This is a genomic window from Pseudomonas sp. MLB6B, from assembly GCF_054508135.1.
Map to the genome: position 1 here is coordinate 3829044 of NZ_CP199313.1, position 22798 is coordinate 3851841.

The 22798-nt window shown below is 66.3% G+C and carries 20 protein-coding genes; 6 read left to right on the forward strand and 14 right to left on the reverse strand.

Annotated features, from left to right (window positions below):
* Nucleotides 1-380 precede the first annotated feature (380 nt).
* From ACSMEV_RS16870 to ACSMEV_RS16895, 6 genes are all read right to left on the reverse strand, one after another.
* Nucleotides 381-1511 carry a lactonase family protein gene (locus ACSMEV_RS16870; protein ID WP_459206168.1) on the reverse strand — a complete coding sequence of 377 codons (1131 nt, stop codon included), beginning with the start codon at nucleotides 1509-1511 and terminating at the stop codon, nucleotides 381-383.
* Complete coding sequence (locus ACSMEV_RS16875) at nucleotides 1477-1764, reverse strand: DUF5629 family protein (RefSeq protein WP_459206169.1); 288 nt, start codon at nucleotides 1762-1764, stop codon at nucleotides 1477-1479. The genes ACSMEV_RS16870 and ACSMEV_RS16875 overlap by 35 nt, the downstream gene beginning before the upstream one ends.
* Before the next feature lie 176 nt (nucleotides 1765-1940).
* Nucleotides 1941-4328 carry an efflux RND transporter permease subunit gene (locus tag ACSMEV_RS16880; protein ID WP_459206170.1) on the reverse strand — a complete coding sequence of 796 codons (2388 nt, stop codon included), beginning with the start codon at nucleotides 4326-4328 and terminating at the stop codon, nucleotides 1941-1943.
* Nucleotides 4325-5347 (reverse strand): WD40/YVTN/BNR-like repeat-containing protein, encoded by a 1023-nt coding sequence (locus ACSMEV_RS16885; protein ID WP_459206171.1) that lies wholly within the window; start codon nucleotides 5345-5347, stop codon nucleotides 4325-4327. The genes ACSMEV_RS16880 and ACSMEV_RS16885 overlap by 4 nt, the downstream gene beginning before the upstream one ends.
* 257 nt (nucleotides 5348-5604) lie before the next feature.
* A complete protein-coding gene (locus tag ACSMEV_RS16890; protein WP_459206172.1) occupies nucleotides 5605-6036 on the reverse strand; it encodes a GFA family protein in 432 nt (143 codons plus the stop codon).
* A gap of 151 nt (nucleotides 6037-6187) precedes the next feature.
* A complete protein-coding gene (locus tag ACSMEV_RS16895; RefSeq protein WP_459206173.1) occupies nucleotides 6188-6697 on the reverse strand; it encodes a cysteine hydrolase family protein in 510 nt (169 codons plus the stop codon).
* Nucleotides 6698-6796: 99 nt separating this feature from the next.
* Here ACSMEV_RS16895 and ACSMEV_RS16900 point away from each other — a divergent pair, with 99 nt between their 5' ends.
* A complete protein-coding gene (locus ACSMEV_RS16900) occupies nucleotides 6797-7732 on the forward strand; it encodes a GlxA family transcriptional regulator (RefSeq protein ID WP_459206174.1) in 936 nt (311 codons plus the stop codon).
* Nucleotides 7733-7810: 78 nt separating this feature from the next.
* On the opposite strand, the gene pepN is transcribed toward ACSMEV_RS16900, so the two are convergent.
* The 6 genes from pepN to ACSMEV_RS16930 all read right to left on the reverse strand — a co-directional run bounded on the left by pepN (nucleotide 7811) and on the right by ACSMEV_RS16930 (nucleotide 14476).
* On the reverse strand, nucleotides 7811-10468 hold the full coding sequence (pepN, locus tag ACSMEV_RS16905) for an aminopeptidase N (RefSeq protein ID WP_459206175.1): 2658 nt from the start codon (nucleotides 10466-10468) through the stop codon (nucleotides 7811-7813).
* Between the two features lie 14 nt (nucleotides 10469-10482).
* Nucleotides 10483-11313 carry a DUF2797 domain-containing protein gene (locus ACSMEV_RS16910; RefSeq protein WP_459206176.1) on the reverse strand — a complete coding sequence of 277 codons (831 nt, stop codon included), beginning with the start codon at nucleotides 11311-11313 and terminating at the stop codon, nucleotides 10483-10485.
* Complete coding sequence (locus ACSMEV_RS16915; protein WP_459206177.1) at nucleotides 11310-11570, reverse strand: YeaC family protein; 261 nt, start codon at nucleotides 11568-11570, stop codon at nucleotides 11310-11312. The genes ACSMEV_RS16910 and ACSMEV_RS16915 overlap by 4 nt, the downstream gene beginning before the upstream one ends.
* Nucleotides 11571-11730: 160 nt before the next feature.
* Nucleotides 11731-12618: a rhomboid family intramembrane serine protease gene (locus ACSMEV_RS16920; protein WP_459206178.1), complete on the reverse strand. Its 888-nt coding sequence runs from the start codon at nucleotides 12616-12618 to the stop codon at nucleotides 11731-11733.
* Entirely contained in the window at nucleotides 12615-13589 is a 975-nt protein-coding gene (locus ACSMEV_RS16925; RefSeq protein WP_459208373.1) for a metallophosphoesterase, read from the reverse strand. Before ACSMEV_RS16925 ends, ACSMEV_RS16920 begins: the two co-directional genes overlap by 4 nt.
* A complete protein-coding gene (locus ACSMEV_RS16930; RefSeq protein ID WP_459206179.1) occupies nucleotides 13586-14476 on the reverse strand; it encodes an NAD(+) kinase in 891 nt (296 codons plus the stop codon). Before ACSMEV_RS16930 ends, ACSMEV_RS16925 begins: the two co-directional genes overlap by 4 nt.
* Nucleotides 14477-14538: 62 nt before the next feature.
* Between ACSMEV_RS16930 and ACSMEV_RS16935 the strand changes: the two genes are divergently transcribed.
* The gene (locus tag ACSMEV_RS16935) at nucleotides 14539-15561 is read left to right on the forward strand and encodes a DUF1853 family protein (RefSeq protein WP_459206180.1); all 1023 of its coding nucleotides are present in this window, start codon (nucleotides 14539-14541) and stop codon (nucleotides 15559-15561) included.
* 181 nt (nucleotides 15562-15742) lie between these two features.
* Nucleotides 15743-16288 carry a cytochrome b gene (locus tag ACSMEV_RS16940; RefSeq protein WP_459206181.1) on the forward strand — a complete coding sequence of 182 codons (546 nt, stop codon included), beginning with the start codon at nucleotides 15743-15745 and terminating at the stop codon, nucleotides 16286-16288.
* Here the strand turns inward: ACSMEV_RS16940 and ACSMEV_RS16945 are convergent.
* Both ACSMEV_RS16945 and ACSMEV_RS16950 read right to left on the reverse strand, forming a co-directional pair.
* Complete coding sequence (locus ACSMEV_RS16945; RefSeq protein WP_459206182.1) at nucleotides 16279-17175, reverse strand: 1-aminocyclopropane-1-carboxylate deaminase/D-cysteine desulfhydrase; 897 nt, start codon at nucleotides 17173-17175, stop codon at nucleotides 16279-16281. The genes ACSMEV_RS16940 and ACSMEV_RS16945 overlap by 10 nt on opposite strands.
* Nucleotides 17176-17303: 128 nt before the next feature.
* Nucleotides 17304-19478, reverse strand: coding sequence for a TonB-dependent siderophore receptor (locus ACSMEV_RS16950; protein ID WP_459206183.1), 2175 nt, complete (start codon nucleotides 19476-19478; stop codon nucleotides 17304-17306).
* Nucleotides 19479-19661: 183 nt separating this feature from the next.
* Between ACSMEV_RS16950 and ACSMEV_RS16955 the strand changes: the two genes are divergently transcribed.
* The 3 genes from ACSMEV_RS16955 to ACSMEV_RS16965 all read left to right on the forward strand — a co-directional run bounded on the left by ACSMEV_RS16955 (nucleotide 19662) and on the right by ACSMEV_RS16965 (nucleotide 22672).
* The gene (locus ACSMEV_RS16955; RefSeq protein ID WP_459206184.1) at nucleotides 19662-20354 is read left to right on the forward strand and encodes a response regulator transcription factor; all 693 of its coding nucleotides are present in this window, start codon (nucleotides 19662-19664) and stop codon (nucleotides 20352-20354) included.
* Nucleotides 20354-21700, forward strand: a complete 1347-nt coding sequence (locus tag ACSMEV_RS16960) for a HAMP domain-containing sensor histidine kinase (protein WP_459206185.1) — start codon at nucleotides 20354-20356, stop codon at nucleotides 21698-21700. Before ACSMEV_RS16955 ends, ACSMEV_RS16960 begins: the two co-directional genes overlap by 1 nt.
* Nucleotides 21701-21781: 81 nt before the next feature.
* A complete protein-coding gene (locus ACSMEV_RS16965) occupies nucleotides 21782-22672 on the forward strand; it encodes an alpha/beta hydrolase (RefSeq protein ID WP_459206186.1) in 891 nt (296 codons plus the stop codon).
* Nucleotides 22673-22798 lie beyond the last annotated feature (126 nt).

A 22798-nucleotide genomic window follows, 5' to 3' on the forward strand; every position in this document is an offset into this window, starting at 1 on the left:
TAACTCTCCAACCTTCAGGGGTGCAGTCCCGAATGTAGGCGCTGCTTTAGCTGCGATGGGTCGCAGCGCGACCTCGATCCAGGCATGCATGACTTCTGGATAGTTTGCATTGCAGCCATCGGGGCCGGCGGTGCCGGCCATCGCGGCTGAAGCCGCTCCTACAATTTTGGACTGCCCCCTTGGACTGGTCCCCATTGTAGGAGCGGCTTCAGCCGCGATGGGCTGCGCAGCGGCCCTGATCCAGGCAGTGCGCTGATGCCAGGTCGATGGTGCTGTAGCCATTGGGCCGGCGATCCCCCCATCACGACTGAATAGGAGCGCCGAACCGGCTGCTCCTATAGTCGGACGAGAGCGGGCTCAGGCCGGCTCATGGCTCGCAATCACTCGATGAACTTGAGGTCCGACGGCGCCGCCTGCGGCAGCCGTTGCACCACCTCACCCAGCGTGCCTTCGCGCGGGTCGCGTTGCAGCACCACGATCTCGTCGCTGTGCTGGTTGCCCACCAACAAGAACTTGCCATCGGGCGCCACGGCGAACTCACGCGGGTGCTCGCCTTCGGTGGCGCGGCGTTGCAGCAGAGTCAGGCGGCCGTCTTTCGGGTCCACGCGGTAGGCGACGATCTGGTTGGCCTTGCCACGGTTGCTGACGTACAGGAACCGTCCGTCAGCCGACAGGTGCAGGCCACCGGCCGCCTTGAAGGCCGGGTCTTGCTGCTCGGTCAACGGCAGGCGCTGTTGCACTTGCAGCTCGCCGTCGGGTTTGACGTCCAGCACCGCCACTTCGCCGGACATTTCCAGGGTCAGGTAGGCGTGCTCGCCTTTGGCGTCGAATTGCAGATGCCGCGGTCCGCTGCCGGCGGGCAACTGCAGGCTGGCCATCAGCGCCGGGCTCAGCGGCTGCCGGTCGCTGGCGCCGTCGTAGCGGTAGATGAACACCTTGTCGGCGCCCAGGTCGCTGGCATACAGGTGCTGCCCGTCGGGCGCCAGCACCACCGAATGCACGTGGGCATCGCTCTGACGTTCGGCGTTCACCTTGCTGGGCGCATGGCGCAGGTGCTGGATGGCCTCGCCGAGCGTGCCCTGACGATCGACCGGCAAGGCTACCAGGCTGCCGCCCGGCGCCTTGGCACCGTAGTTGGCGACGAACAGGTAGCGTTGGTCATGGCTGAGGCTGGCGTGGGTCGGGTCCGCGCCTTTGCTGTCGACCTGGCCCAGCGGGCTGATGGCGCCGTCGTCGGCCAGGGTGAAGCTGCTCACCTGCCCATCGCGGCCTTCGTTGACCGCATACAGCAAGCGTTGGTCGGCCGACAGCACCAGCCAAGACGGATCGGCGCTCTTGACCACCTGCAACGGGTTTGGCTCGATGCGCCCCTGGGCGGTGTCGAAGTGGTAGCGGTAGATACCGTGGCTGTCGCCGTCGGTGTAGCTGCCGACCAGCAGGGTCGCAGCCTGGGTCTGCAACGTGAGGCTCAGCAGGCTAGCCGTGAGCAGGTGCTTGTGGATCGTCTTCATCGTCGTCCTCGTCCGTGGCGCGTAGGGCACTCATGCACACCAGTCGGTGTTGCCCTTGGACCCCATCGATGCGCCATTGATCGCCTTCGCGTTGCGCGGCCGCGACCTGCTGCGGGTTGAACTGCCAGCGGCGCAGTTGCCGCCCGTCCATGCACTCGGCCATCAGGCCGTCGTCGTCGAGGTGGAAATCGAAGCAGTGCAGGTCGTCGATCAGCAGCATGTCGCAGGATTCGAGTGCGGCGAGAAGGGTCATGGGGCGTCCAGAGCGAAAAAAGGCGGCCAGTATACCGTGTAGGAACGGGCAGCCGGCGCCGCGCTTTACCGCGACGGGGCTTGAGGCGGCCCCGAAGACCGTCCCATGGCCCTATACCGGCGTGCGGGGCGCAGCATTATCGTCTTTCGCAGTGCAGCGCCACCCGCCCTCGCACCTCAATGCGCCAACAGCGACCCACCCTGCTTGCCCGCCAAGCGCTCGGGCCTGATCAGAAAACGCGCCAGCGCCGGCAACAGCCACAGCGCGCCGATCATGTTCCACAGCAGCATGAAGGTCAGCATCAGGCCCATGTCGGCCTGGAACTTGATGGCCGAGAAGATCCACGTGCACACGCCGATGGCCAGGCACAACCCGGTGAACAGCACTGCCTTGCCGGTCGAGCGCAGCGTCTGGTAATAGGCCTCCTGCAACGGCAACCCCTCACGCAGGAAGCGCTCCAGACGGCTGTAGATGTAGATGCCGTAGTCCACGCCGATGCCCACCCCCAACGCCACCACCGGCAGGGTCGCGACCTTCACGCCGATGCCCATGAAGGCCATCAGCGCGTTGCCCAGCACCGAGGTCAGTACCAGCGGCAGCACGATGCACAGGGTCGCCGCGAACGAGCGGAAGGTGATCAGGCACATCACCGCCACGCACAGGTACACCAGCAGCAGGATGGTCAACTCGGCCGAGGCGATGACCTCGTTGGTCGCCGCCTCGATGCCGGCGTTGCCCGCCGCCAAGAGGAACTGCAAGCCCTCGCGGTCGTGGCCGGCGGCGAAATCGCGGGCCACGGCGGTAACCCGCTCCAGGGTCTCGGCCTTGTGGTCGTTCAGGAACACCAGCAGCGGCGCCAGCGAGCAGTCGGCGTTGTACAGGCCGTCGGCGCGGGCGATGGAGTTGTTCAACACATCGGCATTGCGCGACAGGGTTTCCCATTTCAGGCTGCCCTCGTTCATGCCCTTGATCACCTGTTTGGAGACGGTGACCAGGGAAATCACCGACTGCACGCCGGGGGTGTTCTGCAAGGTCCAGGTCAATTCGTCGATGGGCGCCAGCGTGGCGTGCACCGAGCACTGTTCGGCCGGCGTCTTGACCATCACCACCAGCACGTCGGAGCTGGTCGAGTAGTGCTCGATGATGAAGCGGTTGTCCTGGTTGTAGCGCGAATCGGGGCGCAGTTCCGGGGCACCCTGGTCGAGGTCGCCGATCTTCAGGTGCTGGCTGTACCAGAGCCCGCCGGCGAAGGCCAGCAGCGCCAGGCCGATGGACACCGGCGCCACCCGCGCACTGGCGAAATGCGCCAGCAGGCGCCAGAAGCGGTGTTCGCGGTGGGCATCGGCCTTGCTGCGGGCGATGGCCTTGCGGCTGATGCCCACATAGGAAATCGCCACCGGCAGCAGGATCAGGTTGGTGAACACGATCACCGCCACGCCCAGCGACGCGCCGATGGCCAGCTCGCGGATCACGCCGATGTCGATCACCAGCAGGGTGATGAAGCCTACCGCATCGGCGAGGATGGCGATCATGCCCGGCAGGAACAGTTGGCGGAAGGTGCGCCGGGCGGCGATCAAGGGGCTTTCGGCATCGCTCGACTGCAAGGCGAGGCCGTTGATCTTCTGCACGCCGTGGGAAATGCCGATGGCGAAGATCAGGAACGGCACCAGCATCGAATACGGGTCCAGGCCGAAGCCTACCGCATGCATCAGGCCCAGTTGCCAGACCACCGCGACCAGCGTGGTGCCGAGCACCGCCACGGTGCTGCGGATACAGCGGGTGAAGCCGTACAGCAGCACCAAGGTAATCAACAGCGCCACGCCGAAGAACACCACCACCATCAGCAGGCCGTCGATCAGATCGCCGACCTTCTTGGCGAAGCCGACGATGTGCACCTTGACGTTGGGGTTCTGCGCCTGGAATTTCTCGCGCACCTTTTCTTCGAGCTGGTGGGAGAACTGCCGGTAGTCGAGTTTGAGTTGGCGGCTCTGGTCCAGCGGGTCGGGGTAGCTTTCCAGCAGCGGCACATCGACGATGCTGGAGCGGAAGTCGTTGGCCACCAGGCGCCCCACCTGCCCGGACTTGAGCACGTTGTCGCGCAACGCATCGAGGCTGGCCGGCGAGCCATCGTAAGTGGTGGGGATCACCTCGCCGCCGGCGAAGCCCTCTTCGGTCACCTCGGTCCAGCGCACGCTGGGGCTCCACAGCGATTTCAGGCCGCCACGGTCGACGCCCGGCAGGTAGAACACCTCGTCGTGCACCTGGCGCAGCGTTTCCATGTAGGCCGGGTCGAAGATATCGCCGTTCACCGCCTCGACCGAGATGCGCACGGTGTTGCCCAGGTTGGCCAGGTCGTGGCGGTGTTCGAGCATGCGTTCGATGAAAGGATGCTGCAGCGGGATCATCTTCTCGAAACTGGTGGACGGGCGGATCAGGGTGGCCTGCCAGAACAGCATGGCGCTGACCAGCAGGCACAGCGCGATCACCGCCGGGCGATGGGTGAAGATCAGGCGTTCCAGCCAGGAACCCTGCTCGTCGTCGGGTTTGCGCGAAGTGGGATTCATGGCTGCACCTCCTGATCCGCACCGTCGGCGTCGGTCAAACGCACCCCACCCTGCCCGACCAGCAGCAGGCCACCTACGCGGCCCGCCACGGCAGACAACGCCTGGCGGTCGGGGCGGTTATGCACGCTGAAATGCTGGCCGTCGTCGCGACTACGCAGCACGCTGCCGCCGTTGCCGACCACCACCACGCTACCGTCGTCCAGCAGCGCGCCGCCCGCCAGGCCGAAGGCAAGCGGCCCGCGCGCGGTAGGCAGTTCGACGCTGTGCCAACGGTCGCCGAAATCGTCGGAGCGCAGCAGATTGCCGCGCAGCCCGTAGACCAGCACGGTGCCGGGCGTGGCGGTGCCGAGCACGCCGAACAGCGAGCCGTCGTAGGGGCTTTCCAGCCGCGCCCACTGTTGGCCGCCGTCGCTGGAACGGTACAAGCTGCCCTGCTCGCCGACGATGAACAAGCCGCGGCCCTTGATCGCAGCGATGGCGTTGAGGTGCAGTTGGTCGGGGTTGTCGAGGCGCTCGCTGACGTCCTGCCAATGCTGGCCGCCGTCTTCGGTGTGCAGCAGCGCGCCGTAGGCGCCGACGGCGAAACCTCGCTGGGTATCGAGGAAGTACACGTCGAGCAGCGGCGCCTCACGGGACAGGTCTTCGAACTGCTTGCTCCACGTTGCACCGCCGTCGCGGCTGGCGAGGATCTGCGCATCGTGGCCGACCGCCCAGCCGTGCTGCGCATCGACGAAATACACTGCAGTGAGCAGCTGTCGGCTGGGCACCTGGGCCTGGCCCCAGGTGGCGCCCTGGTCGTCCGACAGCAAAATGTGGCCACGGTCGCCGACCACCACCAGGCGGTCACCGGCATGGGCAGCATCGATCAACAGGCTGTGAACGGCGCGGGCCGAAGGCACGGCCTGCTCGGAGGGCGGCTCAGCGGCGCTGACCGCCGTGGCGAAGGCCATCGCCCACAGCAGCGTTTTCATCAGCGCAGCGGCGGCGCGCCTGCCGCGAACCCTTGCTCGTGCCGTCATGGCCTTCCCCTATTGTTGTTATTGGGTCGGTTCGCGTGTGTTCGGCGTGGCGGCTTGCGCGCCCCTCGGAGAACGACGCCCTGCGATAGCGATGGGCCATCCTAGCGGGGAAGCGGAACGGAATACAACGCGGGCTCGGGTTAATTTGTTACTGCCATAAAGCGCAGTGATGGGCGCGTCGACAACGTTCGAAAGCGCAGGCGGCGACGGTAGCTTCAGTAGGACGAGGCCGCCCATCGAGCACCGACCGCTCGCGCCTAGGCGCGCTCATAGCGCAACCAGCCGGCGACCTGGGACTTGCCGTCGACGCGGTCCTTGGGGTGGTCGATGCCTTCGCTGACCGGCACGCGCTCGAAATCGAACGGGCTCATGCCCTCGAGGCAGGCCACGTTGATGCCGTACTGGTCGGGCGAGGAGCGTCTCTGGTGGAAGGTGTAGATGCCGCAGCGCGAGCAGAACCAGTGTTTGGCTTCGCCGGTGTTGAACTGGTAGAGCGTGAGCGCGGACTCGCCCTGTTCGACCTTGAGGTCGGCCAAGGCAGCCGATACGGCCACCGCGCCGCGCATGCGGCAGAAGGAGCAGTTGCAGCGTCGTACGCTGTTCAGGCCGTCGCTCAGACGCACGCTGAAACGTACGGCGCCGCAGTGGCAGGCGCCAGTATGGACGGGGCGGGTATCGAGGTCGGTCATGGGGCACCAGATGGCGAACAGGTGGTTGAGAGCCTGTCAGCATAGCTGGATAGACAAGTCTGCAGAGTCGCGAAGCACGTCAGGCGTGCCATGGCTGGGCTCGGCTGCCCAGCCGTGGCCGTCTAGCCCAACCTAACGAACCCGGACACCCTTACACCGACGGCCATACCTGTGCCGCGCTCTGCACCTTGAGTTTGGAGCGCAACGCACTGAGCGCAATCTGGTGCACCGCTTCGGTAGGCGCCGCGCAAAGATCGTCGACCACGATCACATCGTAGGCTCGGGCTGCCTCGGACATGGCCGTGAACACCACGCAGTTCTGCGTCATCATCCCGCCGATCAGCAAGGTCTCGACGCCATCGAGGTGACTGGCCAGCGCCGTGTCTTGGAAGCCGTCGGCCACGTGTTTGACGACCACCGGCGCCTCCCCGGCGGCTTCGAGGATGGAAGGCTCGATCTGCGCGCCCGTGCTGCCTGTGGCAAGCAATCCGGTACTGCCCGGCGAAAGGTGCTGCACCAACACGACACGGTCGCCGGCAGCCCGGGCATGGGCGATCGCCTGGCGGACCCTGGCCGCAGTGGCCTGGGCGTCGTGCAGCGGTAACACGCCGCCTGGGAAATAGTCGTTCTGGATGTCGATCACGATCAGCGCGCGGGTCATGGGGCTGTCCTGGGTGGGGGGTGAGATGGCACCCACTCTAGGCGCTTGGCTATCGGGCCACGACTGGCCGGACGGTCATCTTTCAATTAAATTCGGCCAATGAACATCGCCCTCCTCGCCTACGACCATGTCAGCCCCTTCATGCTCTCCACGCCGCTTGCGGTGTTCGAGGCCGCTGGCGCGGCCTATGAAGTCACGGTCTGCGCCCTCGACCGCCAGGTCTTGGGCCAAGGCGGGTTGAGCTTCGACGTGCCTGCCTCGCTGGACGCCACCACCGCTGCGGATGTGGTGATCCTTCCCGGCTGGCGCGATGCGCGCGAGCCGGTGCCACAGGCGATGGTCGAGGTGTTGCGCCAGGCCGCCGGGCGTGGCGCCGTGGTGGTGGGCCTGTGCCTGGGCACCTTCGGCCTGGCGCAAGCGGGTCTGCTAGACGGTCGTCGCGCCACCACCCACTGGGCCGAAGCGGAGCGGTTCGCGGCGTGCTTCCCGGCCGTGGACGTCGACCCCGGCGCGCTGTTCATCGACGAAGGCGCAGTGGTGACCTCGGCCGGCGTCGCGGCCGGACTGGACTGCTGCCTGCACTTGGTGGCGCGCTTTTCAGGGCAGGCCGAAGCCAATCGTGTCGCGCGCCACCTGGTCATCGCGCCGCAACGCTCAGGCGGCCATGCGCAGTTGCCCGAACGCCCCGCGCCCGCCTCGCTCGCCGAGCACCGCGTGGCGGACTTGCTCGAAGCGCTCTGGCAGGACCCCCGCGGCACACCGTCGCTGGACGTGCTGGCAAAGCGTGCGGGCGTGAGTCTACGCAGCCTGACGCGGCATATTCGGACCCGTACCGGAGACAACCTGAGCGGCTGGCTTAGACGCGCACGCATCGCACGTGCACAGGAGCTGTTGGCACGCGGCAGCCCGATCGAGCTGACCGCAGTGCAGTGTGGGTTCGCCGATGGGCAGGCGATGCGCCTGGCGTTCAAACGCGAACACGGGATGTCGCCGCGGCAATGGGCGGCCAAGCAGCGGCTGGACTATCGCCTGTAGCACCCGTAGCCGCCGCGCTTTCCAGGGCGGAAAACGCGGCGGCGGCAGGATCGACGCTTGAGGTCGGCGTCGAGAGGCTTACGCCAAGCTCTTGCTCACCACCTCATACACATCGCTGGACAGCGCCCCGGAGTCCAGAATCCGCTGCAACTCCCCCTTCATCAGCGCCTGACGCGCCGCGTCGTACTTGCGCCAGCGGGTCAGCGGCGCCAGTTGCCGCGAAGCGATCTGCGGGTTGAGGGCGTTCAGTTCGATGACCAGATCGGCCAGGAAGCGGTAGCCCGAGCCGTCGGGGGCGTGGAAGTTGACCAGGTTCTGCCCGGCGAAGGCGCCGATCAGCGCACGGACCTTGTTCGGGTTCTTCAAGGTGAAGGCCGGGTGCTGCATCAGCGCCTTGACCCGCGCCAGGCCGCCCGGCTGGGTGCTGGCCGCCTGTACGCTGAACCACTGGTCCATGACCAGCGGGTTGTCCTTGAAGTGCTCGGCGAAGGCCTGCAACGCCTGCTCGCGCTCGGCGCTGAACGGCGAGTTGACCAGCACGGCCAGGGCGGTCAGGCGCTCGGTCATGTTGTCACAATGCTCGAACTGCTCGAGGGTCGCGGCGAGCACGTCCGGTTTGCCGGTGAGCATCAGGTACGACAACGCGATGTTCTGCAGGCCGCGGCGGGCGAAGTGCTCGGCGGACGCCACGTAAGGCGTGCTGCGCGACACCTCGCGGTTGGCCTGGTAGCGCGCCCACAGTGCGGCATGCAACTGCTCGGCGATCTGCTGGCGGGCGAAATCGCGGGCGGCATGGATGGCATCGACGTCGGCCACTTCGCTGATTTCGGTGAGGTAGGCCTCGCCCGGTAGCGAGAGCATTTCGGCGACCATGGCCGGGTCCAGCGATACATCGCCCAATACCGTGCCCAAGGCCGCGATCAGCCGTGGGTCCAGGTGGAACGCTTCACCGCGCTGATGCTGCTCGATCAGCTCCTGCAACACCTGCACCGCCAACTGCTGGCCCGCCTCCCAGCGGTTGAAGCCGTCGCTGTCGTGCTGCATGAGGAACATCAACTGGTCGCGGTCGTAGGGGAAGCTCAGCTTGACCGGTGCGCTGAAGCCGCGCAGCAGCGACGGCAGCGGCTTGGCGGCCAGGCCTTCGAAGACGAAGGTCTGTTCGGCCTCGGTCACCGACAGCACGCGGGTGGTGCCTTGGGCGGACGCTTCGCCTTGCAGTTGCAGCGGCAGATCGTGGCCGTCGGCATCCAGCAGGCCCATTTCCACGGGGATCACGAACGGCAGTTTTTCGCGGCCGTCCGGGGTGGCCGGGCAGCTCTGGCGGAAGATCAGGCTGTAGCGTTGGGTCTGCTCATCCCAGGCTTCGCTGACGGCCAGGCGTGGCGTGCCGGCCTGCACGTACCAGCGCTTGAACTGGGTCAGGTCGGCACCGGTGGCGTCTTCCATGGCCTGGATGAAATCGTCGCAGGTCACGGCCTGGCCGTCGTGGCGCTCGAAGTAGAGGTCGCTGCCTTTGCGGAAGCCTTCGGCGCCGAGCAGGGTGCGGACCATGCGCACTACTTCCGAACCCTTCTCATAGATGGTCAGGGTGTAGAAGTTGGAGATCTCGATGAAGCTGTCGGGGCGCACCGGGTGGGCCATGGGGCCGGCGTCTTCGGCGAACTGGTGGGTGCGCAGGTAGGCGACGTCCTCGATGCGCTTGACCGTGGCCGAGTTCATGTCGGCGCTGAACTCGGCGTCGCGGAACACCGTGAAGCCTTCCTTGAGCGAGAGCTGGAACCAGTCGCGGCAAGTGACGCGGTTGCCCGACCAGTTGTGGAAGTATTCGTGGGCCACCACCGCTTCGACGCGCTGGTGCGCGGCGTCGGTAGCGGTCTCGGCACGGGCCAGCACGCAACTGGAGTTGAAGATGTTCAGGCCCTTGTTTTCCATGGCGCCCATGTTGAAGTCGTTGACCGCGACGATCATGAAGATGTCCAGGTCGTATTCGCGGCCGTACACCTCTTCGTCCCAGCGCATCGACTTCTTCAGGCTGACCATGGCGTGGTCGCACTTGTCGAGGTTTTCCGGCTCGACGTAGATGCGCAGTGCCACTTCACGCCCGGATTGGCGGGTGAAGCTGTCTTCCACGCACCACAGGTCGCCGGCCACCAGGGCGAACAGGTAGGCCGGTTTCATGAATGGGTCTTCCCAGGTCGCCCAGTGCCGACCGTCTTCGGCCGGGCCGCTGCCGACCGGATTGCCGTTGGACAGCAGCACCGGATAGCGATGCTGCTCGGCGATCACCGTGGTGGTGAACACGCTCATCACGTCGGGGCGGTCGAGGTAGTAGGTGATCTTGCGGAAGCCCTCGGCCTCGCACTGGGTGCAGAACATCTTGCCCGACTTGTACAGGCCTTCGAGGGCGGTGTTGCTTTCCGGGTGGATGCGCACCGAGGTGTCGAGGGTGAAGCGCTCGCCGCTGGGGTGCAGGGTCAGGCTGTCGGCGTCGAGCTGGTAAGCGTCCGGGCTCAGGGCCTGGCCGTCGAGCTGCACGCTGAGCAGTTCCAGGTGCTGGCCGTCGAGCACCAGCGCCGGCAAGCCGTCGCCGTGGGCCGGGTTGCGGCGCATGACCAGTTGCGCATGGACCAGGGTGTGGTCCTCGAACAGCTCGAAGGTCAGGTGCGTCTCGTCGATCAGGTACTCAGGCGCCTGGTAGTCCTTGAGGTAGATCGCTTGCGGTTGTTCGGTGCGCATGGGGCGGTCCTTTTTTACTGAAGCACGGCGAGTTGATAGGCCGTGTACTTGCGAATGTTGATCACGCCGGTGTCGAAGATCAGGTATTGACCCTTGATGCCCAGCAGCGTGCCCTCTACCACCGGGTTCTTGTCCAGGTTGAAGCTGACGATCTTCTGCGGGTAGGCCTGCACCGGATAGCGCACCTGCACCACTTCGGCGGCGGGCAGCGGCTGGATCGCTTGCAGGCCGAAGCGCCCTTGCAGCTCGCGCAGGCCCTCGGCACAGGCGTCGAAAATGCGTTCGCGCACGGCGATCAGGTCCAGAGGCTCGGCCTCGCCCTTGAGCAAGGCGCGCCAGTTGGTGCGGTCGGGCACCTGGCTGCGCAGCAGGTCTTCCACCAGGCCCGATTGCTGGCGCGTGCCCACGCGCAGGATCGGCAGCGCCTGGCTGGCGCCCTGGTCGAGCCAGCGGGTGGGCAGTTGGGTGGCGCGGGTGATGCCCACCTTGACGCCCGAGGAGTTGGCCAGATAAACGATATGGTCGGTCATGCAGAATTGCTCGCCCCAGGACGGATCGCGGCAGGTGCCGGCGTCGTAGTGGCAGCGTTCCGGGGCCATGATGCACAGGTCGCACTGGGCCAGCTTGGTCATGCAGGGGTAGCAGTAGCCCTGGCTGAAGCTGGTCTTGGTGCGCTTGCCACAGTGGCTGCAATGGATGGCGCCCAGGTATTCCAGGCGCAGCGACTGGCCGATCAGCGGGTTGACCGGCACCAGGGTTTCGCCCAGGCGGAAACTGTAGTGCGCGTCCGTAGCGTCGAGACGTACGGCCATTTTGCTCAACGAGCCACGAGCGAGTTCGATCAATGTACCGAGTCCGACTTGAACAGGATGTTGGGGATGGGTGCGGATTTGGAGGCGCATTCCTGCGGCCCCATGTAGCCGGTGCGCTGGTCTTCGGGCAGGTGCTTGGCCTCCCAGGCGATCACCGCCTGCAGCGACAGCTCCTTCTGCTCCTGGGTGAGCTTGCGCCCGTCGGACCAGCGGCCCAGTTCGACCGCGGTCTTCAGGCTTTGGTAGATGTCTGGGGTGATGTTTTCGATCATGTGTTCGAACGTCGACATGGCGTCTCCTGGGGCGAGCCAATGGGCCCGGTCTGGAAGGGAGGTTGCGCGAAGCCCGCGCAAAGCGAAGTAAAGAGGAGAACGGCTGAAATCGCACTCGACGCGTGTAGACATAAGTCTTGCACGCGTGAATTCAAGTGGGCATGGGCACAAGCGGCCGTCAGAAAGCGCCTAGTTTACGCCGCGCCAGAGCCCCACCCAAGAGGCCCGTGCAGCAACCGATGAGCAGCCCGCCCACGTGGGCGGCGTTGGCGATCTGGCCCATGCCGAGCTGGCCGACCACACCGGTCAGGCACACCACGAGCCAGATCAGCATCATCACCAGCACGCCCTTGGGCAGGGCGAACTGTGGAGTGGGCGTCAGGCGCTGGAACAGCCAGATGTGCCCGAGCAAACCGTAAAGCACGCCGGACAAGCCGCCGAACAGGCTCGGCCCGCCGACGAAATGCTGCGCCAGGTTCGACACCAATGAGAACAGCAGGGTCAGCCCCAGCAACGCCCAAGCCCCTTGGCGCAGCTCGATGCGTTTGCCCAGCTCCCAGTACCACAGGCTGTTCATCGCCAGGTGCAACACCCCGAAATGCAGCAGCATCGGCGACAGCAGCCGCCACCACTGGCCATCGGCCAAGCCTTGGGCGAAGGGGGTAAAGTACAGGTAGTCGCCGCGCACCTGCACGTCGAGGAAGGTGAACCAGCCGACCGTGTCCAGGTTGTCGCCAAGCCCGGTTACGGCCGCCACCAACAGGCACAGTACGATGACCAGGGTGGTGACCTTGCAGGCCTTGGCCTGGGCCAGCAACGAAGGCGCGGCGTGCGGTGACGGCTGCGACGGCTCGATCAAAGGTGGTTGCACGATCGGCAGCGCCTCGCCGCGCAGATGCCGCTCGTACAACGCGCGTACCTCGCCAGCCAGGGCCTCGGGCGCCCACAGCACCTGCACGTCGCCCTCCTCGCTGACTCGGTGCGGCAGTTGCAGGCGTTGCAGATCGCGAACGAAGGGGCCGAGGTCGGTGCTCAGCGGCAGGCGCAGCACATCGATGTAGGTCATGGGTGGGCCTGCGAGCGTTCGACGTCGACCCAGACGAACTTGTCGGGATCGATGCGGGTTTCCTGGTCCAGCCGATAGGCCACCAGCTTGCCGTACAGCACCGCGCTGTAGTCCAGGCAGGCCAGGTTGGGCCGAATCGGGCTGGGCGGCCCGCTGCGCCAGTAGTGGCCGACGAACAGCAGCGGCTCGTCTTCCGGGTAGCGCAGCAGGGCCTGTTTCTGTTTCGGGTCGAGCGGCGTGCGGGCGACGTCTTCGGGCAGTGCGTCGGGTTGGAAGACGATGTCGCCGTAGGTCTGCGGGTCGTCTTCCCAGAACTTGGTGCGGAAGAAGGCGCGGGTCAGGCCGTCGCCACCGGTCAGGGTCAGCCCGTCGGGCAGGCGCATGTCGGTACCGCGCAGCAGACGGTTGCACACGCTGGACGCGAAGCTGCCGGACACTGCCGACGCCTGGATGAAATGCGGGTCCACGCAGCCGTCGGGGTATTGTCTGCGCAGTTGCGCGATCAGGTCCGGGTCCCAGCAGGCGTGCACCAGGCGGAAACGCCCGGCGTCGACGAACAGCGGCAGGCGATAGAACCACTGGGTGAAGTCGTGCCAGTCGGCCGGGTGCTGGGCGAACTGGTTGAGGGTGTCTTCGATCAGCCGGGTATGGCGCGGCGTGTGCTCGCGCACGTGGGTCTTGCCGCTGCCGGGCAGTGCCGGGGTGACCCAGCCCAGGGCGTTGTACTCATGATTGCCCATGATGCAGAACGCTTCGCCGGCCTCGACCATGTCGTGCACCAGGTGCAAGGCCTCGCGGATGCGCGGGCCGCGGTCGACGATGTCGCCGAGGAACAGCACCTGGCGCCGCGGGTGGCGCCAGACGCCGCCCTGGCGGCGGTAGCCGAGCGCGTCGAGCAGACGTTCGAGGGTATGGGCACAGCCATGCACGTCGCCGATGATGTCGAAACTGCGCGCCGGATCGAGCATCAGTCGTCCCTGCCCCCCAGGCGGCTGCCCCACCCGAGCTTGGTGCGGCAGACCTCGTAGTAGTTGTGCCCCAGAGGGTGGATCAGGCGCAGCTTCTGCGGTTTCTTGCTCACCGTGACGGTATCGCCCGGCGCGCAGGTGAAGTGGTTCTGCCCGTCGCACGACACTTGCGGGTAGATCTGCAGGTCCTTGGACACCACGATCTTCAGTTCGCTGTTGCCGTCGACCACGATCGGCCGGCCCGACAGCGTATGCGGGTACATCGGCACGATGACGATGGCGTCGAGCTTGGGGTGCATGATCGGCCCGCCGGCCGACAGGGCGTAGGCAGTGGAGCCGGTGGGGGTGGCGACGATCAGGCCGTCGGCCTTCTGGCTACAGACGAACTGGCCGTCGATGTAGATTTCGAACTCGATCATGCGCGTCGACTTGCCGGGGTGCAGCACCACATCGTTGAGCGCATCGCCCTGGCCGATGGCTTCGTTGTGGTGACGCACTTCGGCTTGCAGCAGGAAACGGTTCTCGACCAGATAGTGGCCTTCGAGCACCTCGGCGACCTTGGTTTCCAGCTCGTCGGGGCGGATGTCGGTGAGAAAGCCCAGGTTGCCGCGGTTGATGCCCAGCACCGGGGTATTGTGCCGGGCGAGGGCGCGCGCGGCGCCGAGCAGGCTGCCGTCGCCGCCGACCACGATGACCAGGTCGCACACCTCGCCCAGCAGCTTGCGCGAAGACGTTTGCAAGCCATGCCCCGGCAAGACCTCGGCGATGGTGTCTTCGAGAATCACGTGCAGGTGCCGCTCGGTGAGGAATTTTTTCAGTCGGCGGATCGTGTCGAGCACCTGGGCGCTGTTGAGACGACCGATGATTCCGATATTGCGAAATTGCTCCATGGGGCTCCTGCTAGGCTCTACGGCGGATTGCGAATGGCCTTTGCGGCACTAAGGGGTGAATTATGGGCGAAACCGACGGCCAGCGGCAAACCAGCGAGATTGGCAGCATGAACCCGTTCCGTGCGCTCGCCACCCTGCCCGGCCAGCTACGGCAGGACAGCGTACGCGACCTGGCCTGGACGCTGCTCTCGCCCGCGCTGATGCGCCACTGCGCCGGGGCCCAGCGCCATCCGCTGACGGCCAGCGCCTGGTCCGACGCGCCGCAGGCGCTGGAAGACTGGTTGCGCCAACTGGACCGAGCACCCGAATCGCTGGACGCCTGGCTGGCACAACGCGGCAGCCGGCGCCTTGGCCTGTATTACGAGCGGCTCTGGCACTTCGCCCTGATCGCCGCGCCGGGTATCGAACTGCTGGCCAGCAACCTGCCGATCCGGGCGGGCGGGCGCACCCTGGGCGAGCTCGACGTGCTGCTGCGCGACCGCACCGGGGTGCACCACCTGGAGTTGGCGATCAAACTCTATCTGGGGCCTGAGCGGGATGCTGGCGAGCAGGCCGAGCACTGGTTGGGGCCTGGCTGCCACGACCGCTTGGGCAGCAAGCTTGCCCACTTGGCCAACCACCAACTGCCGATGGCGGCGCATCCCGAGACGCGCACTGCCCTGGCGGCGCTGGGGATCGACACGCCGCAGTCGCATCTGTGGTTGGGCGGCTACCTGTTCTATCCCTGGTCCGAAGGGTGCAGGCCGCCTGCCGGCGCAGCGGTCGACCACCTACGTGGGCATTGGGTACGGCAAAGCGACTGGGCAGGTTTCGTCGCCAGCCGCCCGGCGGGGCACTGGCAGCCACTGCCGCGCGAACGCTGGCTGGCGCCGGCGCGGGTGGAGCAGGCGCGTGTGTGGTCGGCAGCGCAGTTCCAGCAGTGGCAGGCCTTGCTGGAGCCGCAAGCGACGGCGCGGCTGCTGGTCAGACTGGCGCCTGAGACCGACGGCATCTGCACGGAGCGCGAACGGGTGTTTCTGGTGAGCGATCAATGGCCGGCGCCAGCCTCTGTAGAGGCAGTGGGTGCCACCAACGCAGCCTCCTGAGCTGCCTATGGCTGCGTCCCCGCCCGCCGCAATCCACTGGGACGTACGGCCGGAACCCGCTCGGCCACGTGCCGCCAAGCTGCCGACTCGCGTCTAGACTCAGCGACGGCACGCGTGATGCCTTCCTGCTGAGCGCCGACAGAGCGCGACCCGTTCCGTGACCCGATGACGAGACCCACCCATGACCACAACCACCCCACCCACGCATTACGCGCGGCTATCGATCCTGCTGCACTGGCTCACCCTCGTTCTGCTGGCGGCGGTCTACGCCTGCATCGAGTTTCGTGGCCTGTTCCCCCGCGACAGCGCCGAGCGCGACCTGATGAAAGCCCTGCACTTCATGCTCGGCCTGACCGTCTTCGTGCTGGTATGGCTGCGCCTGGCCACGCGCCTGCGCAACCCGACGCCGCCTATCCTGCCCAAGCCGCCCGCTTGGCAAACGGGCCTAGCGCACCTGGTGCACCTGCTGCTGTACGGGCTGCTGATCGGGATGCCGTTGGCCGGCTGGCTGATCCTCAGCGCCGCAGGCAAACCCATTCCGTTCTACGGTCTGGAGTTGCCGGCATTGATCGAGCCCAACCCGGACCTCGCCAAGTTCATCAAGGGCTGGCACGAGCGGGTCGGCACCTGGGGTTATTGGTTGATCGGCCTGCATGCCGTGGCCGGGCTGTACCACCACTGGGTGCGTCGCGACAACACCTTGAGGCGCATGCTGCCTCACCGGTAACCGCGCCGCCCTTGCAAGCCGCCGCCATGCACCAGCAGCAGCCGGCTGCCGCGCGCGATCTGGCCGGCAGCGACCTGCTCGCGCAGCGCCATCAGCAGCTTGCCGCTGTACAGCGCCTCCAGCGGTACGCCGCTGTCACGCTCGCAGGCATCGACGAAGTTCAGCAGCGCTTCGTCCATCTTTGCGAAGCCGCCGCGGCTGGCGTCGTGCAGGCGATAGCCGTGGTCACCGGCCAGGGCCCGCACGCTGGCCGCCACGCCGTGGTCGGCAGGCACCGCCAGCGCCCCGTGCACGGGGTGCGCGCCTGCCTCGGCTTGGACCACGCCGGCCAGGGTAGTGCCGGTGCCCACGGCCAGCCACCAGGCGTCGTAGTCGGCCCAACCCAGCGCAGGCAACTGCGCGCGCGCCTGCTCGACGATGGCCTGACAGCCCAACGCCCCTTCTGCCCCGCCACCGCCTTCGGGAATGCAGTACCAGCCGGGATAACGCGCGTGCCAAGGCGCCCAGAAATCGGACTGGTGCCGCGCGCGGTAGCCACCATAGCCCAACCAGTGCAACTGCATGCCGAAACGCTGGAGGTCTTCGACGGTCGGCGTGTGCTGGGCATGGCCGCGCAGCAGACCGGCGGTGGGCAACCCCAGACGTTGCCCCGCCGCCGCCAGGGCATGCAGATGGTTGGAATGGTTGCCGCCCAGGCCGATCAGGCCGGGCGCGCCTGCGCTGTGAGCCGCGAGCAGGTGGTGGCGCAGCTTGAACCATTTGTTGCCACCGATCAGCGAGTCGATCAGGTCAAGGCGCAGGATCGCGGCCTGTATGCCGGCCCGTTCGAGCCAGGGCAAGTTCAGGGGTTGCAAGGGGGCGATGGGGAATTCGGGGAGGGCCGGCATGCGAGCATCGGGTGTTGGGCGGGGCGACAGTCTAACAGGTGACGTGCGCGCCCCGGACGGGATAGCGATGCCAGCCACCGTGGTGATGGCGCTTCTACCCGTTCAGGTAGAAGCGCAGTGAGAAAGGCTTAGAAATCGTAACGCGCGCCCACCATCATGCTGCGCGACGGCCCATAGAAGTTGAAGGTCGAGGTCGAACCCACCCGCGACAGGTAATCGCGATCGAACAGGTTGTTGACGTTCAAGGTAGCGGTCAGCTTCGAGGTCACGGGGTACGAGACCAGTGCATCCACCGTTGCATAACCCGGCGCGTCGATGCGCACGCCACCGTTTTCGGCGTAGAAGTCGCTCATCGCCGAGATGCCGCCGCCGACCGCCAGCCCCTGCAACGGGCCCTGGTCGAGGGTGTACTTGGTCCACAGCGAGGCCTGCTGGCGCGGCATGATGAAGAAGGTGGTCTGCGCATCGCCCTTGACGGTTTCGGTGTCCATCCAGGTATAGCCGGCCAACAGTTCCCAGTTCGGCGTGAGCTTGCCGCTGACTTCCAGTTCGGCCCCCTTGACCCGCGTCTTGCCGGAAGCCACCGAAGCCGTGGTGGCCACGCCGTTGGCGTCGTACAACGTGCTGGCGCGGTTCTCGTCGGTCAGGCGGAAGGCCGACAGCCGTGTATTCAGGTCGCCGCCGAAGTAGCTGCTCTTGAGGCCGAACTCGTACTGCTCGCCTTCCCGGGGCTTGAGCACACGGCCACCCTGGTCGGTTTCCGACTGCGGCTTGAACACCTGCGAATAACTGGCGTACAGCGCGTGGTTGTCGGTCAGGTCGTAGACCACGCCGCCATAGGGGGTGAAGTGTCCATCCACGCGCTTGTCGTCGGCGACCGTCGCGCCGCTCTTGAGCGTGGTGGTGTAGAAATCGCCGCGGTACCAGCTGAACCGGCCGCCGGCGATCAATGCCAGGCGCTCGACCGGGCGGAAGGTGACTTTCGAGTACAGGCCGTACTCCTCTTCCTGCGTACCCACCTCGGTGCTGTAGTTGGGCGAAGGTTTGGCGAAGCGCTTCGGCGAGTAGGTGTTGACGTTGATGGCGCCCAGGTTGGTGGCGCCGTTGCGGTATTCGCTGTCGTAGTTCTTGTAGTCGCTGCCGACCACGAACTCGCTGATCTGGCCAAGGGTTTCGAACGGCTGGCTGTAGCTGGCGTCGAGCGAGTAGGTGTCCTGGGTGAAGTCGCGGGCGCTGGCGCGTTCGGAGTTGGCGCCGTTGACGGCGTTGGTGGCGGTGAAGGCGTACAGGTAATCGGTGTCGCGGTGCGAGCCGCGCGCAGCGACGCGGCCGTAGCCGCCGTTGTCGAAGCGGTGGGTCAGTTCGGCGACCAGGTCGGTGGTCTTGCCGTCGAAGTAGTTCCAGTCGGCGCCCAGGAAACGCGAATGGCTGAAGTCCGGCACTTCGCCCGACAGCGTGGCCGGGTAGCCATTGTGCGGGGTGATGTTCTTCACTTCGTGGATCAAGCCGAACGACAGCTCGGTGGCTTCGTCGAGGTCGATGTCCAGCGCGCCGTAATAGCTGTCGCTGGTATTGGCGTTGTAGTCCACCTCGCCGTTGGTGTCGTCCCGCGAGGCGACGAAACGCCCGCGCACGCGACCGGCCTGGTCGAGCGGGCCGCTGAGGTCGACTTCCTCATGGTTGGTGTCCCAGGTGCCGTAGCGACCTTCGACATGGCCCTGAAATTCGGCGGTCGGCCGCTTGCGCACCATGTTGACGATGCCGCCCAGCTCGCTGGTGCTGCTGAACAGCCCAGCCGGACCGCGCATGATCTCGACCCGGTCGAACGCCGCCAGCGACGGCACGGTGCCGAAGATGCTGGCCATCGGCGCCGGCAGGCCATCGATGTTGAACTCGCTGTATTCGTAGCCACGGGCGTAGATCGACGAACGACCACTGTCGTTGGTCAAGGTGCGCAGGCCGGCGGTGTATTTGGCCAGGTCGTCGAGGTGCACGAACTGGCGGTCCTTGACGTAGTCCTGGGTGTAGACGGTGATCGACTGCGGGATGTCCTTGAGCGCGGCGGGCGTCTTGGTGCCCACCGTGGCGGCATCGACGCTGTAGCCGCCGGTAGCTTCAGACGGCAGCATGTCGTACAGACGGTTGCCGTCGATGGTCAGTGCCGGGAGGTCCAGCGCGCCCTCCTCGTCCGCCTGCAAGGCCACCGTTTCGGCCAGCGCCGACAGGGAAAAGGGCGCCAGCAGCCCCAGCATGATCCAACTCCGCACCCGTCCAGCGCTCCCCACACGTTCAAAACCGTTCATGTCGCCCCTATATGCGCAAATGGCAGTGATTCTCAAACGAAATAATTTGTTATTTGCGAAGAATATCGAATAGGAATCTGGGGTGCAGCAGGCTTAACTTTATTAACACAGGCAAGCGTTGCCCTCTTCCCACCGGCAATGGGATGATTCGCAACTGATATGAATTCTCATCCAAGGCCCGCCGTGCCCACCTCACTCCTGCTCGCCGAAGACGATCCGCGCCTGCGCCACGATCTGGAACGCCACTTCCTCAACCGCGGCTTCGTCGTGCAGGCCTGCGCCACCGGCACCGAAGCGCTCGATGCCCTGCAACGCGCGGACTTCGGGTTGGTGCTGCTGGACATCCTGCTGCCAGGCATCGACGGTCTGAGCCTGCTTGATGCGCTGCGCAAGCGCCAGGCGGTGCCGGTGATGTTGATGTCGGCGCTGGGCGCCGAGCAGGACCGCATCAGCGGCTTCACCCGCGGCGCCGACGACTACCTGCCCAAGCCTTTCAGCCTGGCCGAACTCGATGCCCGGGTCGATGCGCTGCTGCGCCGCGTGGCGTTCGACCGCCGGCCGGTCTCTTCCGGCGATGCCGGCGAGGTCAGGCTCGACCACGAGCGCCAGGATGCCCTGTACGAGAGTCGCGCGGCCGGCCTCACGGCCTCCGAATTCCGCCTGCTGGCTACCCTGCATGCACACCCCGGCGAAGCCCTGAGCAAACCCTTTCTCTACCAGACCGTGCTGTACCGCGCCTACACCCGACTGGACCGGGGCCTGGACGTGCACGTGTGCAATCTGCGGCGCAAATTGGCCGACATCGGTGCCCAGCATTTGCAGATCCAGGCCGTACGTGGCCAGGGCTATCTGCTGGTCGACACGGAACAGCCCTGATGCGTCGCCATCCCTTGTTGTGGAAGCTGGCCGTGCTGCAGGTCGGCTTCTGTCTGTTGCTGGTCTGGCTGATCTGGACCTGGGGCCTGTCGGTGGAGCGCAGCACCTATTTTCTGTCGGAGGCCGACCAACGTTACCTGGCACGCTACGCGGCGCAGGCCGAGCACACCTGGGACGAAGGCGGGGCTGTGGCCATCGAGGCCTGGCGCAGGCGGCTGGCCGCGCAGGAAGCCACCTGGGTGGCGGTCATCGGCCCGCAGTTGCAGAGCCTGGGCACCACGCCCCTGAGCGCCGAGGAGGCCAGCCACCTGACCTTCATGCGCAAGCTCGACTGGCCGCTGAGCCGCCGCCTGCAAGACCAACTGCCCTACGTCAGCATTGCGTTTCCGCAACACCCCGAACAGGGGCGCCTGGTCATGCAACTGCCCGAGCGTCTGTTGCCCACCGGCCTCACGCCCTGGACCCACATAGTCACCCATGGCCTGGCCCCCGCCCTGCTGGCGCTGCTGTTGGTGCTGGTGCTGTACCGCCACCTGGTGGTGCCGCTGAACCGCCTGCGCGACCGCGCCGACGCCTTGCGCGCCGACGACCTCGACAGCCCCGGCCTGCCCTTGCAGCAGCGCCGCGACGAGCTGGGCGAGCTGGCCCAGGCCTTCGAGCACATGGCCGGGCGCCTGCGCCAAAGCCTGGAGCAACAGCGCCTGCTGCTGCGTACTCTGTCGCACGAGCTGCGCACGCCCCTGGCGCGGTTGCGCATCGCCCACGACAGCGACCTGTCGCCGGCGCAATTGCGCGAGCGCCTGGACCGCGAAGTCGCCGACATGCAAAGGCTGCTGGAAAATACCCTGGACTTGGCCTGGATGGACACCGAACAGCCCAGCCTGCCGACCGAGCCGCTGCTGGTGCTGTCGTTGTGGGAGGCGCTGTGCGAGGACATCTGCTTCGAAAGCGGTTGGCCGCGTATCCGCCTGCCCTGCTCGCTGGGTACCGATTGCCGGGTGCAGGCGCACTTGGACAGCCTGGCGCAGGCCCTGGAAAACCTGCTGCGCAACGCCATTCGCCACTCGCCGGCCGGCGGCGAGGTGCGCCTCGAGGGCTGGCGCGAGGGCGAGTACTGGCATCTGCTTCTGAGCGATCAAGGCCCTGGCGTGCCGGACGGCGAACTGGAACGCATCTTCCAACCCTATCGACGCCTGGCCGGCAGCGGCGCGGGCTTCGGTCTGGGTTTGGCCATCGCCCGCCGCGCCGTGGAGCTGCAAGGCGGCCGGCTGTGGGCCAGCAATGCGCAGCCGGGGCTGTGCCTGCACCTGCTCCTGCCGGTGGCCGGCGACGGTTTAGAAGGTTAAGACGCTTTACCTGTGCCCTCGACGGCCTACCATCTGGCTCTCCCGCTTGGCAGCCCTTGCCAGGCCTCGACGAGACGAACGATGAGCAAGACGACCCTGGCCCTGGCGTTGGCCCTGGCTATCGTGGCACTGGCCGCCCTTGCGCAGCCCGACCCCGTGCAAACCATGGACACTTCGCTGCTCGAGCGCACTGACCTGGCTTACCGCTTCACGCAGCTGGACCTGGATTCGCTCGACGGACAGCGTCATTACCGCCTGTGGGTCGGCCAACCGAACCGCCCTGCGCCTGCGGCAGGCTATCCGGTGCTGTGGATGCTCGACGGCAATGCCGCGCTGGGCGCTTTGGACGGCCGGCAATTGGACGCACTGGCCGCCGGCCAGGCGCCGCTACTGGTGGCGGTGGGCTACCAAAGCGAACAGCGCATCGAGCGCGCCGCGCGCACCTATGACTACACGCCAACGGTGCCAGGCTTGAGGGAACAGCGCGATCCGTTGACCCAACTGCCCAGCGGCGGCGTGGACGCGTTTCTCGATCTGCTGACCGGGCGCATGCGCACACTGGTGGCTTCGCAGGCGCCAATCGACCTGGCGCGCCAGACGCTGTGGGGGCATTCCTATGGAGGACTGGCGGTGCTGCACACGCTATTCACCCGGCCAAGTGCGTTCAGCGAATACGCCGCGGCCAGCCCGTCGCTGTGGTGGCGCGAGGGTGTGCTGGTGCGGGAAGCCGAGGGTCTGGCCGGGCGCCTGGGTAGCGCGCGACCTGAAGTGCTGCTGATGCGCGGCTCCGAGGAGCCGGATAGTCCAGGAGGTCGCGTTCAGGACGATGGGGGGCAGAAATTACGTGATCTGGCAGCGCAGCTGGCGAAGGTCGATGGCGTGAAGGTAGGCGTGCAGGCCTTCGAAGGGCTGGGGCACGGACCGATGCTGGCGGCTTCATTGCGCAGGGTGGTGGAAGGATTGTCGCAGTGAGTCGAGCTTGATCCCGCCACTTGGTCATCCGGTTCCCAGCAGTCGAACGGCTAGGGTTGGGACGCTAGTGCTGGCGCTTATCCAGCCAGGGCACAACGCACTCTCCGGCACACGGTGTCGCCGGCA